The organism is Sphingobacterium sp. UBA7038 (assembly GCF_002494055.1).
Lineage (GTDB): Bacteria > Bacteroidota > Bacteroidia > Sphingobacteriales > Sphingobacteriaceae > Sphingobacterium > Sphingobacterium multivorum.
This window is the reverse complement of the sequence record NZ_DLAV01000029.1, coordinates 70,859-87,987: the sequence shown is the minus strand read 5'-3', so window position 1 is coordinate 87,987 and position 17,129 is coordinate 70,859. Positions and strand designations below refer to the sequence as shown.

Genomic DNA, 17,129 nt, shown 5'->3' with positions numbered 1-17,129 from the left:
AGAAACTAAAATATATACAAACATAATTAACCCATGTTTCCATTTAACGTAAGAGTGTACGGAATATTGATCAATGAAAATCAAGAGGTATTGATCAGCGACGAAAGAACGGAAAATGTTTCATTTACCAAATTCCCTGGTGGGGGCTTAGAATACGGGGAAGGCTTATTGGATGCTTTGATCCGGGAGTATCAGGAAGAATGTGCTTTTGACATTGCTGTGGTTAAACATATTTACACCACAGACTTTTATGAGAAATCAAGTTTTAACGATAGCCAAATCATATCGATTTACTATCAGGTCAAGAATACCTCAGCTATTCAGATCAGAACGACTACCAAAGCCTTCGACTTCGATCCTGATCAGAAACCTGAAGATAATAAGCTTCAGTCTTTTCGATGGGTACCGATTGAATCGGTGTTAACGGAAGATTTGACCTTCAAAACAGATCAGATCGCCTGGGAAGAATTCTTAAAAACGGTCAAATAATAATAATTTTTCAATTTTCATCATTTTTATTTGTATTTAAAAAATAAAGACATATCTTTACGTAAACCAATGGAAATACTTGATTTTTTTAAAGTATTGACCTTAATAATTACATTTTATTATTTATTTGACATCTCGCATGTGACGAGGAATAAAAGTAGAGGAGCGTGGGATGAGACATACATTGGTTTATTGAATTTGTAAATTCCTAGTCCTATAGGTTTTTTAATAGTTAGTGTGATTTTATGGCGATACTCCCCGTATCGCCTTATTTATTTTACACTTTTTTCCAGGGCCTATTTGAATCCCATATAAGAAGCAAAACAAAGGTTTTTATGTAAAACATCAACATTTTTAAAGCCAACTTGTGTCAATAAGTTGAGTTGATAAATCAGCGATCTTGGTGTATCCTCGTGTTCAATATAGTCAAAAACATGATCACGGTACTGTTCATCCTTCAGGCTAGTTAAGTATTCACCATATTTTTCTCTATAAATTAATTTTTGAAGCTGTTCATTATTTTGCTCAATCAAATCAAAAATCCACACACTTCCCCCGGTTCTCAATAAGCGGAACAGCTTGCCAAACGCATTTTCCCAATCTTTATCATCTCGAAGATGATGTAAAACGGATGTTGCGATGATGACATCAAATTTGTCTTCTTCCAAAGCAGCAGTACGAAAGTCGCCTTTAATCAAATGAATTTCTCCGTTGGTCAATTTTCCAACGCGTTCCTTTGCCCTATTTAACATGGGCTGGCTCAGGTCCAACAGACTAACATTTGGATTAGACTCCAATTTTTGCAATAGTTTTACGTCGTAATTGCCAGCCCCACATCCAATGTCCAATATATTTTGAGCGTTTGGATAAAGACTGACAATGGCATCCGTAATAAGCTCCATATTCCATACCGCATCCAATGTGGTTGCTTGACCTGTTTCTAAATTTGAGAACCGTTCGACATCATTGTCAAACCGTGTTTCAATCTCCTGTAGTGTAGCTTTGTTCATCTCTAAATTGTTTATGCTCTAAAGTTCAGATAGATTCCCCCTACAGCTGTATCTTACAGTCCATCGGGCATTTCATCCATTAATTTTTAATAATTTAAAGGTAGGACTAACTGGAATTCATTAAAAATATTTATTTTGTCATCAATTCATACCAAAAAAGTATCGATGGAAATCCGACATCTCATTTATTTCAAAACAGTAGCCGAAGAGCTTCATTTTGGCCGAGCAGCAGAACGCTTATTTATGTCCCAGCCCCCATTAAGCCGGCAGATTAAAGATCTAGAAGACGAATTGGGTGTTATTCTTTTCTTCCGGACCAACAAACGTGTCGAGCTAACTGAAGCAGGTAAATACTTTTTGGAGGAAGTGTTAGAGATTCTGCAGAACATAGAGCACAGCAAAACGATCACCAAACAGATTCACAACAATATCTCCGGAGAATTCAAACTAGGCTATATCAGTTCAACACCAAAAAAGATGCTTGCTACAGTATTGAAGCAAATTCAACAAAAGTTTCCATACTTAAGGGTTAGTCTTTTTGAAACTTCGACACAGAAGCAAAAGCTGGCGTTGGAAAATGGAAAATTGGATCTAGGCATCATGCGCGCTCCAATTTATTCAAATGAATTGCTGACCACTCCTCTTTTCGAAGACCCTATGGTGATTGTAGGTCCTTCACAGGTGGAATTTAATGCGATCAACTTTTTTAATGAAAGTTTCATTTCTTTCAATCAGAAATACGCCTCCGAATATCACCGGCTTGTTATTAACACCTGTAATCGCATGGGCTTCGAACCTAAGATTGTACACCAGAGCAATTCGATGTCTTCCATCCTTGAGTTGGTAGCACAGGGGTTGGGCCTGGCAGTCGTCCCCTATTCCACCATCAAACAATACCCGCATTTAAACCTAAAAATCATGAAGCTTGAAGATATGGATAGCAAAACAGAAGTGATCCTGGTCTCTAATATAAAAAGTAAAAACAGTGCATTAGGCGAATTTATAGCCTGTATCCAGAAAGAGTATATTGATTTCAATGCGTCCTAAAGGGGCATCTATTGAAATTCCAGCATAAAAAAAGGAGTCAGCATGTTGCTGACTCCTTTTTTTTGGATCGAAGAGCAATATTACCTCTTCTCGAATTTATACGCTAGCGTTGCCATAAAACTACGCGGTGGAATCGGATTCACACTATAGTTTTCATGGATATAATAATTAAACGCGTTGGTAATATTGGATAATTTACCCAAAATACTCCAGTTTTTATAAGCATAACCAGCGGAGAAATCTATGGTCGTAAATGGACTAACAGAGATCAGACGATTGAGGCCATCGCGTACATTGATCTTAGTATTATTCCAACCTGCATTACGTCGACCTGTATAAAATGCGGAAAAACCTAATTTCAGTCCTTTAACTGTCCCATTTTGAATGGTATAAAACACGGTCCCATTAGCCGTATGTGCTGTGGTTCCTACCAGACGTACATTTTCTTCGTTCCCAGAAATTTCAGTCACTTTCTCCTTACCATCAACGATGGTTGTATAACTTGAAATCGGATTGGTTTCGGTATAACGCATATAATTGTAGGAATAACCTGCAATTACATTCAGTCCTGGGAGTAAGGTTCCAGTAACATCAACTTCCAATCCGCTTGAAGCCGTCTTTCCAGAAAATTCTTTCATATTTGCATCGCTATTGCTTGTTCCATTCGGAAGCACCAATAACTGTTGGGCAAAGCGATTGTTGTTAATTCTATACCAAGCAACATTTGCGGATAACCTACCGTTGAAAAAGTCATTTTTCACACCGGCCTCATACTGATCGATGATAGAGGGAGCCATCGGTTGGTAATTCACATCATATCCCGAATTCGATGTAAAGTTATTTGCATAAGTGACATAGACACTTGATGAGCGGATCGGCTGATAGATCAATCCAAATTTAGGCGACCATGCTTTATCCACTTTTGCTCCAATCGGATTTTTTTGACCATCTAGATTAATAATCTCTTCCGATTGATTCGTCGCATAAGTATACTTTTCCGAATTAGGTGTACGCTGATACGTGTAGCGAATACCAGCCAACACTTTAAATTGTTCAGTAACTTCTATTAGGTCCTGAAAAAATACGCCATAACGAAAGATATCCGTCGTTGTTTTGGTTAATAAATCCGCTTGTGGCATATCTGTCCGAAGTCCATTTCCCGAAGCCAAATGCTGCGCAGTTTGCGAGGGATTAAAGACATAAATAGAATCGTATACACCGCCCACATTTTTAGATGCATCAATTTTATAGGCATACGCATTTGAATGCGACTGATCGGCATCTGCTCCCACCAAGATCTTATGCTTGATCGCCCCTGTTTTTACAGTTCCTGTTAGATTCAATTGCTGATTGGCTGTAAACTCATTTGATTTGGATCGGGTTAAATTCCGTGGAGCAATTCCATTTTTATTCGCTTGAATCCGATCTGATCCATAGTAATCACGATCGTAGGTTTGGTAACTTGCTATTGCGTTTAAATTCCATGAATCATTAAACTTATGGTTCAAATTGATCTGCCCGTTTGAGGTATTTGTTCTGTTGAAAGCAAAAGGCACATTCATAAAAGTGTTTCTTCCAACTTCATTATTCAACTTACCATCCACGGTCCCCATTCCAAAGTCCGGCGTAAAATCACTTTTTAAGTAATCGAATGTAAAGTTGAGATCAGTTTTATCGGATATTTTATATAAAACAGAAGGATTTACATATGTACGTTTTGATGTGACCTGATCCCTAAAGCTACCCGCTTTTTCATAAGTTCCGATAACCCGGAATGCAACCTTATTGGAGATTGGACCATACACATCTACTGTTGGTTTATAAAAGTCATAACTTCCTACACGCATTGACGCTTCGCCTCCATAATAAAATTTAGGCTTTTTCGTCACTAGGTTTACAACGGCCCCACCAGATACACCGCCATACAACAAAGCAGAACTTCCTTTTAAAATCTCGACAGATTCTAAGGTGCTCGCCTCAATCGAACCTCCATTATTGGTTCGCGCGCCATTCTTAAATATATTATTTCCGCCTAAGCTATAGCCCCTTGCGTAAAAATTTTCGTTGACCCCACCACGGTTCGCTCCCATCGCGACACCGTTTGCATTTTTTAGCGCGTCGCTCAGGCGATTAACCTGTTGATCCGCAATTACCTGTTCGTTTATAATTTGTACACTCTGCGGCAAATCCCGGTCAATAATCCCTGCTTTACCCACATTCACTGTTTTGCTGTTGTGCGAGTTGTAGCCCACGACTTCCACTTGTTCCAATTGAGATTCAGAAATATTCAAAGCAACATTCACGGCCATCGCCTTTCCATTTTTAACCTCTATAGTACGCTCCTCGACTCCATTTCCGATACTTTTGATCCGAATAGTATAGGTTCCATCCGGAAGATTAGAGAAATGGAAGCTTCCATCACCTGAAGTCGAAGTAGACCTACCTAAAGAAACTATGGTTACTGTAGCCGATTCAATTGGTGCACCATCTTTGGTTTTAACACGGCCATGTATCCCCTTACTTTGCGCCGATGCATCCAAATGAATTGCTCCTACTAATCCTAGACTTAAAACAAGTCCTAGAAAAGTTCTTTTCATGTTAATAAATTGTGAGTTCGTAAAAATTATTTGTCGGCGCAAACATACGATATTATTTTATTGTTTAGAATAGTTTTAAATAAAAATAGTTTATTACGCTAATAAAGCATGATTGAGCTGTATAGCAACTATGATATGCTGCACGGATTCATTGTAACTATTTCTATTATTCATCAGTATTTCCTACATTTATACCAGAACTAACATCCCAACTAATCAATCCAATGAGAAAGTATAAGCTCCTACTCGCCGTCTTTATTTATCTATTCGTTCCCACAGTTTTGCTTGGCCAGCACACACAGGTTGATCATGATCTTACAGAAATTATGCGTCGCTATAATGCCGTAGGGCTCAGTGTGGTCGTCGTCAAAAACAATAAAATTGAGTATCACAAAAATTATGGTTACAAAAACTTGGAAACCAAAACGCCTCTCGGAGAAAATGACCTCTTTCGGATTGCTTCGATTTCAAAGTCATTCACCGCAACATCATTGATGCAATTAATAGCGGATGGCCGATGCAAACTCGACGACGACTTCGGGGATTTGATAGGTTTCCCAATCAGAAATCCGAATTTTCCAGGCAAAAAAATCACCGTCCGGATGATCCTTTCCCATACCTCCAGTATCAATGATAAAAACGGTTACTTCAACCTAGATGTCATCAATCCATCCAAGAACCCCAATTGGAAAGATTCCTACAATCTTTATGAACCCGGCACACAATACCAATATTGTAATCTCAATTTTAATATGGCAGGAGCTGTTCTGGAGAAACTGACCAATACACGCGTCGACAGCTATATTGTTAACCATATCCTCAAACCGCTCAACCTATATGGTGGTTATTGTATCGACTCTTTGGACCAAAGAAGATTTGTTCCTTTATATTCCTTTGATGCTAAAGGTACACCGCATGAAGAACCCAGTGCCTATAATCCACGTCGGGAGGAACTCAATCAGTACATCTTGGGCTATAGCACTCCTGTGCTCTCTCCGACAGGTGGAATGAAAATATCTGCCTTAGATTTAGCTAAATATATGATGATGCATATGAATTACGGCCATAGTCAGGGAAAAAACATCATCGATAAAAAGTATGCGAAGATTATGCAGACCGCTGTAAATAAGGAATCGGGCTATGGATTAGCTATGATGAATAATTCTAAAATTATACCGGGGATTACTTTGACAGGCCATACGGGTTCGGCTTACGGGCTTTATAGTGCACTATTTTTCAACCCTGCAAAGAAATATGGCTTTATTGTCATTACAAACGGCTGCAATATTCCCGACAGCGATGACTTCAACCCTTTGCTTGAAGACTGCATTAGCGCCCTGTACGATGCTTACATTGAATAGGCAACGGCTTACATCAAATAGGCAAAAGTTTAATAAATAAACGAAAGCCAAACCCATCAAATAGAGCCTTGTCCCGGTTTATGGCAAAACCAGGAGCCTTCGGATCAACTGGACAATAACAAAGTAAAAAAGCTGNNCAGCTTTTTTACTTTGTTATTTTTACTATTTCTTGTTTTCCACCCAGTTTACAATAGCAGGGTCCAGCGGATTCGTCGCAGAACGAAAACGATGGACAAGTTTGCCGTTCTCATCAATCAAAAACTTTTCAAAGTTCCATTTGATATCACCTTTAAAATCTGGGTTCTCCTGAGCGGTCAAATATTTAAACAAGGGTGAAATTTGATCTCCTTTTACATCGACCTTTTCGGCCATTAAAAAATCAACACCATAATTTTGTTCACAAAACTCTTGAATCTGCGCATTTGAACCCGGTTCCTGTTGTGCAAAATTATTTGCCGGAAAGCCAATAATAACGAGCTTATTGCCATAGGTCTTGTGCAATTCCTCCAAATCTTTGTACTGTTTTGTGAAACCACATTTTGAGGCAGTATTCACGATCAATATTTTCTTCCCCTTGAAATCGGACATTTTCACTTCTTGCCCTTCAAGTGTCGTAAACTTAAAATCATAAAAGTTGGGATTGCCAAATAACATTGACATATACACCATAATAGTTGCAATAATCATATTTAATTATTTTAAAGACTTAACAATGAATTACTTTCTCTTTCCAATACCGCATCAAAAAGCTCGTTGATAGGAGATTTTAAAATGGTCCCTACCTGTATCTGATGTGCTTCACAGACTTCCCGCAAGATTAAATCAAAACTATACGCAATAGAACCCACAAAGTGACATGCATATTTATTATAGTCTGGATAGGTCAAAATCGAAGCTTGAACAAATTCTTCGAATCCACTCTTTACCAGATCTATAATATAGGGATGGGTAATATTATCGGACATGAACGGCGCAAAAGATGCTAAGAAAGCATTTGGACGTTCTTTTTGATAAACATTTTTGATGACAATCTCTTTATTGATTCTGTATTTGTTCGCAAATTTTTCGTTCAGATCTTTCGGCATACGGCCATATAGGAAAAGCCTGACCAGGTTTTTTCCAAAATATGCCCCCGACCCCTCATCACCTAATACGTAGCCATTTCCATTATGTGAGGGCATAAGCTCCTCCCCGTCAAAAAAACTCAAATCAGACCCCGTCCCCAATGTCGCTACATAACCTTTTTTATTACCACAGGTCGCTAAGGCACTACCAAAAAGATCGTTCTCAACAGAAATGTAAGCGTTTTCGAATAAGGGTGTCAATGCATTTGAAACCATTTCCCGACGATCGGGCGTAATGCATCCCGCACCAAAAAAATACAACTCAGTAACTTCATCGGCATAGGGAATAATTTCGGGTATTTCCTTAATAACACGTGTGATTTCCTTTTCATTCACAAAAAAAGGATTAAGTCCATTTGTACTGAATGAGATAGGCGCACTATCTGGCAATTCCAACTTCCAATCCGACTTTGAAGAGCCGCTATCAACAACTAAGATCATACAAATTCTTGATTATTTTTCCCCTATAAACTACTGTATCAAACTTAGCAAAAATTCTGATAAAAAACAGATTTTTTGCTTCATCTCCCCAGCCCAATTAAAACCGTCGTTTTATCCAAAGCAGCAATTTTGCCATCGAATTATACCTCATTTCTTAAATAAATTTATGTATATTGGAGGATACTATCAGCTGCTTCCTGTCATCANNTGATGACAGGAAGCAGCTGATTCATAATTGTAGAACCAACAATCTTTTTTTTTGTTTGGTTAAGCGTACGATACTTGTAATTTTGTAAGCTCATACTAAAATCATCTTTCATGGACAGTGACCCTTTCAACATACCCGAAATACATTTTGAGGTATCATTTTCAGAAGCACAAGCTCATTACATCGAAGTAAAAATGAGCATCACAAAGCTCAACCAGCCTTATGTCGATCTAAAAATGCCAGTTTGGTCTCCTGGATCTTATTTAATTCGTGAATATGCTAAAAATGTAGAACGATTTCGATCATTTGACAAAACAGGAAATACGATTTCCTATCAGAAAATTTCAAAAAATACCTGGCGAATACCCACAGAATCTTTGGATCAAATCGAAGTAATCTACGCTGTATACGGTTTTGAAGTTTCTGTGCGTACCAACTTTTTCGATAGTGATCATGCTTTTATTGTGCCTACGGCAACTTTCTTTCATATCGATGGCCGTATAGACAGTCCTTCAACAGTCAGCATAGCACTAAAAGATTCTTGGGCAAGTATATCAACAGGACTCGAACAAATTGAAGAACATAAGTTTTATGCACCAAATTTTGACGTATTATACGATACGCCCATCGAAGCGGGTAACCAAGATGTCTGGAAATTCCAAGCTGCCGGTGTCGAGCATGAATGCGCCATGGTCGGAGGTGGTAGTTATGATAAAGACCGTCTGACGAAAGATATCACACGTATCGTCGAAGAGGAAACCCGCATCTGGGGTTCGAACCCCAATGAGCGATATGTCATTATTACCCACAATTACCAATCTGGAGGTGGAGGCCTAGAACATCTCAATTCAACAGTATTGGGAGCGTCGAGGAATGCGTATTTAAATGAGACAAGCTACAAAAACTATTTGAGTCTCGTTGCGCATGAATATTTTCACTTATGGAATGTCAAGCGCTTACGTCCAAAAGCATTAGGACCGTTTAATTACGATGGCGAGAACTATACCACAGGCCTCTGGATCATGGAAGGATTCACTTCGTATTATGATAATTTAATTATTAAACGCTGTGGATTTTATGATGAAAAAGAGTACCTCGCTTTGCTAGCTAACGATTTCAATATTGTACTGAACCGACCGGGTCATGCGATACAGTCTGCCGCAGCCTCAAGTTTCGATACCTGGATTAAATATTATAGGCCTGATGAAAATTCGATGAATTCAGGAATTTCCTATTACAACAAGGGGGCAATGCTGACAGCATTGTTGGATATTAAAATTATCGCTGCTACAGAAGGTCGACTAAAATTGGATGATGTTATCCGTGAGGCTTATGAGGAGTTCTACCTAAAACTTGATCGCGGATTTGAAGAAAATGAATTGAGAAGCCTTGCTGAACGCATCGCAGGCACGTCGTTAGACGACATTTTCAATGCTGCCCATCAGGACGGAGAACTGGATTATAACGATTATTTTAATCTCGTTGGTTACGAAATTGTGGATACCAATATTGATAACAACACATTGACATTCGGCATTACGACCAACAAAGTGGATGGGTTAATTTCGGTAGCAACAGTGGAAAAAGGCTCTGGTGCGTATGACGCCGGATTGAATGTAAAAGACGAACTGATTGCAATTAATAATAACAGGCTCGACGTGAAAGACAAGGAAATTGATTTCATTGTTCAACATGCCAAAGAGGGGGAAACATTAAACTTCCTGGTGGCACGAGATGGTTTAGTGCGTGAAATCCCTGTTCAGATCAGAAAGAGCAATAAAAAGATCTATGAAATCCGTCCGCTCAAAGAACAAACCTTTTTACAGGAATTGCTGGGTAAAATCTGGATGGCATAACACGAAAGTACTAGTATTAAAATTAAAAAAGAATAGCGGGGTCTCCCGCTATTCTTTTTTAAAATTTATATCTTACCGAAAAACCGATCGGATCAAATAATTTGATACTGGATTCGTTTAGAAAATCGAAATAAGGTTTTACATCCAATGAGATCTGAAATGGAGCTTGGGGAATATTATATTCAATACCAACAATACCGTCGATACTTAAATTGAGTTGTGAGTCAAACGAATGACGTTGACCATCTATAATTTTATCTTTCTCTTTATAAGAGCCTACGCTACCACCGAAACCATAATACCAATTGAATCCTCCAGTCAATGGTTTATAGATTTCATATAAACCAACAACGCGGAAACGGCGGAAATCAGAATTGCTCTGAATGCTCATGATAGCCTCCAATGCATGGTCCGAGTTAAGCGTATGACGATATGTAATTCCCTGAGCAGACCCAAAACGTCCACCAATAGCACCCTTATTGTCCAACTGAGCCATAGCTCTATTGGATAATGCTCCAAACATCAGTATTCCACCGACAGCCAAAAATATTTTTCTCATAAAAATCGTACGCTTTTTTGCTTTACATTTTTTTCAAACATAGATAAATTGCTTTTTATATGCAATATATTGCAGTGCACATAAAAACTATTTACCAGAACTTCCCCTATGAAGGACCTTTTCAATAGGGTAAATATCCACTACAGCTATAACGAAACAATGTTTAATTTGTTATGACAATAATCCCGAATTATCCAACTTTATTTCTGTATATTTAGATCAATACAGCATGTAGTAGTAACCAAATAAACTCAAGTGATATGGGCAGAATTTTTGACTTTATAACCTTATATAAAGAAAAATACGCAAAGGACATCATGGTGGCAGGTCGAGATGGAAACGGCCAGTGGAAAACGTATTCTACCAAAGAGTACACCGACGCGATTGACACCTTAAGCAGGGCGTTACTTAAACTAGGCCTCAAAAAAGGTGATCGGGTCGGAATCATGTCCGGCAACCGTCCCGAATGGAATTTAGTTGATTTTGCCTGCAATCAAATCGGTCTCGCAACTGTTCCCCTCTATCCCACATTATCTGCACAGGATCTTTCATTTATCGTGAATGACTCGGATGTCAATGTACTCTTTGTCAGCAACAGCGAATTGACAAACCGTATTGAACAAGCGATCAGGGAGCACGGTATACACCCACAACTGTATACTTTTGATGCCATTGAAAATTATACCCAGCTAAAAACATTCATCGAAACAGCAAAAGATGACTCAACTGATCTAGCTCCGCTTCGTGATGCAGTCACAGAAGATGATCTGCTAACCTTAATTTACACTTCAGGTACCACAGGACGCCCTAAAGGCGTATACTTGTCCCATAAAAATGTATACAGCAACGTCTTGGCCTGCAATCATCTCATCCGATCAGATTTCAAAACGGCGCTAAGCTTTCTTCCGCTATGCCATATCTTTGAACGCATGGTAGTATATATGTACTATTCGAAAGGAATTCAGATTTATTTTTCGGAAACCTTAGACAAGGTCGTTGCCGATATCAACGATGTCAAACCGGATGTCTTCACCACAGTACCGCGTGTACTGGAAAAAGTATACGATAAGATTATTGAAAAAGGGAAAGCCTTAACGGGATTAAAAAAGAAAATTTTCTTCTGGGCTGTTGATCTCGGCCTGAAATTTCAAGAACCTGAACGAAATGGACCGCTTTACAATCTCAAACTTGCGATTGCTAGAAAACTCATATTTTCCAAATGGCAAGAAGCTCTTGGCGGAAATATTAAAATTATCGTGTCAGGTGGCGCTGCCCTTCAAGAACGTTTAGCGCGTGTATTCTGGGCTGCTGGACTTAAAGTGCTCGAAGGTTATGGGTTAACTGAAACCTCCCCCGTAATTGCGGTAAACTCGTACTTACCCAATGGATTGAAATTTGGGACGGTAGGGAAACCCCTCAAAAACTTAGAAGTTAAAATTGCTTCAGATGGCGAAATCCTTGTCAAAGGTCCTAGTATCACGACTGGCTATTATAAAAATGAAGAAGCCACGAAAGAGGCTTTTGACGATCATGGATTCTTCAAAACAGGCGACATCGGAGAAATAACATCCGATGGTTTCCTTAAAATAACCGATCGAAAAAAGGAAATGTTTAAGACGGCAGGTGGTAAATATATTGCCCCCCAATCCATTGAAAACAAACTCATGGAATCTACCTTAATCGGACAAGTCATGGTTTTCGGAGAAAATAGAAAATTTCCTGGAGCCTTGATTGTTCCTGCATTTGATGTGCTGTCCAAATGGGCAAGCCAAAAAGGTATCACCAGCGGTTCAAACGAAGAAATCATCAAAAATCCAGAAGTAATCCAAAAATATCAGGAAGAAATTAACCGATTATCTACTAACTTTGGGCATTGGGAAATTGTCAAGAAATTTATTCTTCTTCCAAAGGAATGGACAATCAACGACGGTCAATTGACGCCAAAATTGAGTTTAAAACGAAAAATTATTTTAAAAGAGAACGAAGCTGTAATCGACAAATTGTATCAGGAACAAAACCAAGAATAGCAATTTGCACGATTATTGGGGCTGATCATCTTATTATGAAGCACGTTACACTACGAGATTTATTTACACTCGCCTACTGGAAAAACATTTGGCATGTCTTAGTTGATGCCTTTAATGGATTCAATGATGACAAATGTATGAAGAAGAGTGCTTCATTGGCTTACTATACCGTCTTCTCCATCGGCCCACTTCTTATGATTGTGATCTGGTGTATCGGCTTCTTCTACGGAGAACATCTTCAGAGTGGATCTTCGGCGCAGGATCAGGTGTTGGAGGAAGTCATGGTTCTTTTTGGACAGGATGTAACAACGCAGATCCAGTCCTATCTTCAAAAGATAACTTTCGAGAATAAATCCAATATGGGGATCACGATAGGTATTGTTACATTGATTCTCTCCTCTACGACCTTATTCGTTGATATACAAGACTCCATAAACAATATCTGGAAAGTAAAACCGAAACCCAAAAAAGGCTGGTTAAAATTAATCATCAATAGATTAATTTCTTTTTCCATCGTGATCGCCTTGGGCTTTTTACTAATTGCTTCACTCATGATCAATGGAGTTATCGTTGCCGTGACCAATTTAGTTATGACCTATTTTCCCTTTATTCCCATTGCGCTTATCTCGTGGGTAAATACAGGCATCACTTTCTCGGTCATTGTCATTTTATTTGGCTTTATCTTTTCTTTCCTTCCCGATGCCAAAGTAAAATTCAGAGACATGCTCGGGGGAGCCATTTTTACAGGTTTACTTTTCATGTTAGGCCGGTACGGCATTTCAATCTATCTGAATCTCTCTTCCACAGCCAGCTTTTATGGAGCCGCAGGATCGATAATTGTCATGTTATTATGGATCTACTATTCGGCTGCGATATTGTATTTTGGGGCAGAATTCACCAAGTTTTATGCCATTAAATTTGGCGCGGGCATTGTGCCTTCCACATTTGCGGTAGCGGTTGAACAGACGGAAAAAGTTAAAAAAACAGGAAGCGACGCCGAAGCACATGTTGGAGACACCATTCAGGTCTTAAAACAATAAATTTATTTTTTGTCTTTTTTACCACTGATGGAACCGTCTATACCGATGACGTCAATGACTTTGTCTCCAATCTGCGTGATATCGGATTTTAACCCGATCATGACGGTAAAAATATTAACAGGCCTACCCTGTATCTTCCTAAAATTATGGAGATAACCAAGCTCGAGCCCTAAAAAGAAGCCATTAAATTTGTAATCTGCGCCAGCCCCCAATTTACTGGAAAAATTCAGATGATTTTTATTCTCCATCTTGACGAGCTTTTGATCTGCCAGCACACGCGCTCTCGGCTCACTCGCCAGACCAACGCCAGGCCCAGCAAAACCGTAGATATTCAGTCTACGCATCTGTTTCCTAATCCCGCCCGAGAATGAAAAAGTATAGAAATTCGTATTGGCATCTTCTATGCGGTATTCGAAATCGGGATCAATTAAGGGTTGTTTGTACTTAAATGAAAGTGTATAAAGCGTGGGGGATACAAAAAACATAGAATTTTTCAGGGATATATCTAAACCAATACTACCCGAAAACTTTGGCGAAAGTATATCTTTGGTTTTCCCGATCGGAAAACCCATTCCGGTTGTACCCCAATAGTAAACTTTTCGATAATGTATCGTATCAACGCCGCCCTGAGCCCGTATAGAGCTCCAACACAAAGAAAGAAGGAGAAAAGTAAAAAAGAATTGTTTCATTTAAATGCGTTCAATATTGAATAACAACAATATTAAACGCATTTTGTTCAAAAAAGTCGTCCGACTATAGATAACTTTTTGATTGCGGCCCTTGGTTGAACAACAAATCGATAATACTCAAATCTGGGTAAAATCCATTTTTATCAGAGAAAACCTGATAATATTCTTTTGGATCAGGCCATATGCTTTCTTTTTTGGGATGTATAAGGTTGCGGAAATCGATCGCTTCTAACGGCTCGGCCACATACGCTTCTGTAAACCCTATGGTTCGTTTAAGTTTGATTGATTTTAGAATAAGCTCCAGCTGGGCCACATTAAAATCGACGAGATAGTCATATTTACCTTCGTAAAACCGTATAAAATCATCCTCATAATACTCAAAATATGCAGAACTCCGGTAAGCGGTCTGTATACTTAACCAGTGTAAACGTTGCCAGTTAAATTCATAACTTATACGAATATCTTTCATGGGAACTCGTTCTTTATTGCCATGTTGAATGGGTACGATCAAATCCTGCACACCATTTGCTGAAGCAATGCGTGCCCGCGTACGATAGCTCTGCTTTTGAAAATGCTCGTATTTCTCGATGAACAAAGGAAGATTATGCTCTTGTATTGTATGAAAATAAGATATTGGTGGAAGATAACATGCCGGAAGTAATAACTGCGATTCCATAAAAACTGATGATTTTTGTTATAAGTGACGCAAAAATAACTTAAATTAAGGATATTTGTAAAGAACACTGGGAATTTTAGCTATAGCATGAAACAAAAAGCGTTAAACGCATTAATCTATATCATCTCTCTTCTCCCCTATTGGTTTCTATATTTGATCTCCGATGGGCTTTATTACATACTATACTATATGATTGGATATAGGAAGAATATTGTATTTCAAAACTTAAAGAATGCTTTTCCAGAAAAAACGGATAAAGAACGCCTGGTTATTGCCAAAAAGTTTTACCGTTTTTTCCCGGATCTCCTTGTCGAATCGATCAAATTGAAAACGATTACGGCTGAGGAAGTCAAGAAAAAGATGACTTTGGAAGATGTAGAAGAATTGACGAGACACCTCGAGGCAGGCAAAAACGTAATCGGGGTGACTTCACATTATGCCAATTGGGAGCTTGGTATTCACCGTTTGAGTTTAATCACAAACTTCCCTACACTGATAGTATACAAACCACTCAACAACAAAGACATTGACACGGTGTACAATGACATGCGGGGACGGTTTGGCGCCGAAATGGTACCAATGAAACAAATACTCCGTCATATCGTCAAGTTGAAGGGCCAGCCCAATATCAGTATACTCGTTGCGGATCAAACACCGCTGTATTCGGATTCCGATTATTTTATTAATTGGCTAAATCAGGAAACATTGGTCTATACAGGAGCCGAAAGACTTTCTAGAATAAGTAAAGCACCTGTGGTCTATTGTTATATCGGAAGAAAGCCCAAAAGAGGGCAGTATTTCTGTAAATTCGTTACTTTAATCGAAGATCCAAGTGGCTTTGGCGAGCATGAAATTACCGATATACACAATCAATTTGCTGAACAGCTTATTCGTGAAAACCCAGAATATTGGTTATGGTCACATAATCGCTGGAAAAGAAAACGTAGAAAATGAGTAAATTACCCAAAGTAGCTGTCGTTATCCTCAATTGGAATGGTCGATTTTTCCTGGAAAAATTTTTGCCATCCGTATATAACAGTTCGTATCCGAATGTCGAATTTGTCATTGGAGACAATGCCTCCGATGATGATTCAATTTCATTTGTGAAACAGTACTATCCGACGATTACTATACTTGAAAATGATAAAAACTATGGCTTCGCAGGAGGTTATAACAAAATACTGCAGCGTGTAGACGCTGATTACTATGTACTCCTGAATTCGGATGTCGAAGTGAGCCAAAACTGGATTGAACCCGTGATTGAATACTTGGAAAGAAACCCTTCCCTGGCAGCAGCACAGCCCAAAATACGTTCATTTCATGACAAGCAGAAGTTTGAACATGCCGGAGCCGCCGGTGGCTATCTGGATTACTTTGGCTTTCCTTTCTGTAAAGGGAGAATCCTACATGAAGTAGAAGATGATGCGGGACAGTACGATAAGGAATCTGAGATCTTTTGGGCATCTGGAGCTGCGCTTTTTATTCGCTCAAAAGCCTGGAAGGAAGCAGATGGCCTTGATGAAGATTTCTTTGCTCATATGGAGGAAATCGACCTGTGTTGGCGATTAAAGAAAATGGGCTACGGCATAGGTTATTGCCCTAAATCTGTTGTTTATCATGTTGGTGGAGGAACCCTCAATGCAAGTAATCCCAAAAAGACTTACCTCAATTTTAGGAATAATATGGTCATGCTGCAAAAAAACCTTCCGTTAGGCAAAGCCATATGGATTATTTTCATCAGGCTTTGGTTTGACTTTGCTGCCCTTGCTAAGTTTCTGATCGACAGAAAACCTAAGGATGCTTGGGCAATCAGTCGTGCGCATCAGTATTTCTTCTTGAATATTTTCAAAAATGCTAAAAAACGAAAAAAATACAAGGCGAAAGAAAATACAAAAGGGCATTACAGAAAATCAATTATCATTGATTTTTACACAAATAACAAACATAAATTTTCACAGCTAAATCCAGAGGATTTTAAATAGCATATTATTTTCCCAAAACACAA

The 17,129-nt window shown here is 38.8% G+C and carries 15 protein-coding genes; 8 read left to right on the top strand and 7 right to left on the bottom strand.

Features of this window, described 5'->3' with window-relative positions; translation table 11 throughout:
* Positions 1-33 precede the first annotated feature (33 nt).
* Complete coding sequence (locus B3H30_RS19035) at positions 34-489, top strand: NUDIX domain-containing protein (RefSeq protein WP_046671830.1); 456 nt, start codon at positions 34-36, stop codon at positions 487-489.
* 296 nt (positions 490-785) lie between these two features.
* On the opposite strand, the gene B3H30_RS19030 is transcribed toward B3H30_RS19035, so the two are convergent.
* A complete protein-coding gene (locus B3H30_RS19030; protein WP_046671831.1) occupies positions 786-1,499 on the bottom strand; it encodes a class I SAM-dependent methyltransferase in 714 nt (237 codons plus the stop codon).
* 135 nt (positions 1,500-1,634) lie between these two features.
* Between B3H30_RS19030 and B3H30_RS19025 the strand changes: the two genes are divergently transcribed.
* Entirely contained in the window at positions 1,635-2,546 is a 912-nt protein-coding gene (locus B3H30_RS19025) for a LysR family transcriptional regulator (protein WP_236560271.1), read from the top strand.
* A gap of 80 nt (positions 2,547-2,626) precedes the next feature.
* On the opposite strand, the gene B3H30_RS19020 is transcribed toward B3H30_RS19025, so the two are convergent.
* A complete protein-coding gene (locus B3H30_RS19020) occupies positions 2,627-5,143 on the bottom strand; it encodes a TonB-dependent receptor (protein ID WP_115046824.1) in 2,517 nt (838 codons plus the stop codon).
* 224 nt (positions 5,144-5,367) lie between these two features.
* Here B3H30_RS19020 and B3H30_RS19015 point away from each other — a divergent pair, with 224 nt between their 5' ends.
* Positions 5,368-6,504 (top strand): serine hydrolase domain-containing protein, encoded by a 1,137-nt coding sequence (locus B3H30_RS19015; protein ID WP_070566031.1) that lies wholly within the window; start codon positions 5,368-5,370, stop codon positions 6,502-6,504.
* Between the two features lie 162 nt (positions 6,505-6,666).
* Here the strand turns inward: B3H30_RS19015 and B3H30_RS19010 are convergent, their stop codons facing one another.
* Positions 6,667-7,191: a glutathione peroxidase gene (locus B3H30_RS19010; RefSeq protein WP_286834789.1), complete on the bottom strand. Its 525-nt coding sequence runs from the start codon at positions 7,189-7,191 to the stop codon at positions 6,667-6,669.
* A gap of 11 nt (positions 7,192-7,202) precedes the next feature.
* Entirely contained in the window at positions 7,203-8,069 is an 867-nt protein-coding gene (locus tag B3H30_RS19005) for an N-acetylglucosamine kinase (protein ID WP_070566035.1), read from the bottom strand.
* 318 nt (positions 8,070-8,387) lie between these two features.
* Between B3H30_RS19005 and B3H30_RS19000 the strand changes: the two genes are divergently transcribed.
* Positions 8,388-10,133: a M61 family metallopeptidase gene (locus tag B3H30_RS19000; RefSeq protein ID WP_115046822.1), complete on the top strand. Its 1,746-nt coding sequence runs from the start codon at positions 8,388-8,390 to the stop codon at positions 10,131-10,133.
* Between the two features lie 58 nt (positions 10,134-10,191).
* On the opposite strand, the gene B3H30_RS18995 is transcribed toward B3H30_RS19000, so the two are convergent.
* Positions 10,192-10,692: a hypothetical protein gene (locus B3H30_RS18995; protein ID WP_112375613.1), complete on the bottom strand. Its 501-nt coding sequence runs from the start codon at positions 10,690-10,692 to the stop codon at positions 10,192-10,194.
* Between the two features lie 260 nt (positions 10,693-10,952).
* On the opposite strand from B3H30_RS18995, the gene B3H30_RS18990 reads away from it, so the two are divergent.
* Together B3H30_RS18990 and B3H30_RS18985 are read left to right on the top strand one after the other, a co-directional pair.
* Positions 10,953-12,719 (top strand): AMP-dependent synthetase/ligase, encoded by a 1,767-nt coding sequence (locus B3H30_RS18990; RefSeq protein WP_286834788.1) that lies wholly within the window; start codon positions 10,953-10,955, stop codon positions 12,717-12,719.
* Between the two features lie 35 nt (positions 12,720-12,754).
* The gene (locus tag B3H30_RS18985; RefSeq protein ID WP_070566046.1) at positions 12,755-13,759 is read left to right on the top strand and encodes a YihY/virulence factor BrkB family protein; all 1,005 of its coding nucleotides are present in this window, start codon (positions 12,755-12,757) and stop codon (positions 13,757-13,759) included.
* Positions 13,760-13,761: 2 nt separating this feature from the next.
* Here B3H30_RS18985 and B3H30_RS18980 read toward each other — a convergent pair whose 3' ends face one another.
* Entirely contained in the window at positions 13,762-14,448 is a 687-nt protein-coding gene (locus B3H30_RS18980; protein WP_286834787.1) for a hypothetical protein, read from the bottom strand.
* 64 nt (positions 14,449-14,512) lie between these two features.
* Positions 14,513-15,124, bottom strand: a complete 612-nt coding sequence (locus B3H30_RS18975; protein ID WP_070566052.1) for a WbqC family protein — start codon at positions 15,122-15,124, stop codon at positions 14,513-14,515.
* Between the two features lie 87 nt (positions 15,125-15,211).
* Between B3H30_RS18975 and B3H30_RS18970 the strand changes: the two genes are divergently transcribed.
* Together B3H30_RS18970 and B3H30_RS18965 are read left to right on the top strand one after the other, a co-directional pair.
* The gene (locus B3H30_RS18970) at positions 15,212-16,078 is read left to right on the top strand and encodes a lysophospholipid acyltransferase family protein (protein WP_046671746.1); all 867 of its coding nucleotides are present in this window, start codon (positions 15,212-15,214) and stop codon (positions 16,076-16,078) included.
* Positions 16,075-17,106, top strand: a complete 1,032-nt coding sequence (locus B3H30_RS18965) for a glycosyltransferase family 2 protein (protein ID WP_070566056.1) — start codon at positions 16,075-16,077, stop codon at positions 17,104-17,106. Before B3H30_RS18970 ends, B3H30_RS18965 begins: the two co-directional genes overlap by 4 nt.
* Positions 17,107-17,129: the final 23 nt, after the last annotated feature.

Excerpts from the sequence above, each read along its gene's own strand:
- B3H30_RS19035 (WP_046671830.1), top strand. The coding sequence starts at position 34 with ATGTTTCCATTTAACGTAAGAGTGTACGGAATATTGATCAATGAAAAT.
- B3H30_RS19030 (WP_046671831.1), bottom strand. The coding sequence starts at position 1,499 with ATGAACAAAGCTACACTACAGGAGATTGAAACACGGTTTGACAATGAT.
- B3H30_RS19020 (WP_115046824.1), bottom strand. The coding sequence starts at position 5,143 with ATGAAAAGAACTTTTCTAGGACTTGTTTTAAGTCTAGGATTAGTAGGA.
- B3H30_RS19015 (WP_070566031.1), top strand. The coding sequence starts at position 5,368 with ATGAGAAAGTATAAGCTCCTACTCGCCGTCTTTATTTATCTATTCGTT.
- B3H30_RS19010 (WP_286834789.1), bottom strand. The coding sequence starts at position 7,191 with ATGATTATTGCAACTATTATGGTGTATATGTCAATGTTATTTGGCAAT.
- B3H30_RS19005 (WP_070566035.1), bottom strand. The coding sequence starts at position 8,069 with ATGATCTTAGTTGTTGATAGCGGCTCTTCAAAGTCGGATTGGAAGTTG.
- B3H30_RS19000 (WP_115046822.1), top strand. The coding sequence starts at position 8,388 with ATGGACAGTGACCCTTTCAACATACCCGAAATACATTTTGAGGTATCA.
- B3H30_RS18995 (WP_112375613.1), bottom strand. The coding sequence starts at position 10,692 with ATGAGAAAAATATTTTTGGCTGTCGGTGGAATACTGATGTTTGGAGCA.
- B3H30_RS18990 (WP_286834788.1), top strand. The coding sequence starts at position 10,953 with ATGGGCAGAATTTTTGACTTTATAACCTTATATAAAGAAAAATACGCA.
- B3H30_RS18985 (WP_070566046.1), top strand. The coding sequence starts at position 12,755 with ATGAAGCACGTTACACTACGAGATTTATTTACACTCGCCTACTGGAAA.
- B3H30_RS18980 (WP_286834787.1), bottom strand. The coding sequence starts at position 14,448 with ATGAAACAATTCTTTTTTACTTTTCTCCTTCTTTCTTTGTGTTGGAGC.
- B3H30_RS18975 (WP_070566052.1), bottom strand. The coding sequence starts at position 15,124 with ATGGAATCGCAGTTATTACTTCCGGCATGTTATCTTCCACCAATATCT.
- B3H30_RS18970 (WP_046671746.1), top strand. The coding sequence starts at position 15,212 with ATGAAACAAAAAGCGTTAAACGCATTAATCTATATCATCTCTCTTCTC.
- B3H30_RS18965 (WP_070566056.1), top strand. The coding sequence starts at position 16,075 with ATGAGTAAATTACCCAAAGTAGCTGTCGTTATCCTCAATTGGAATGGT.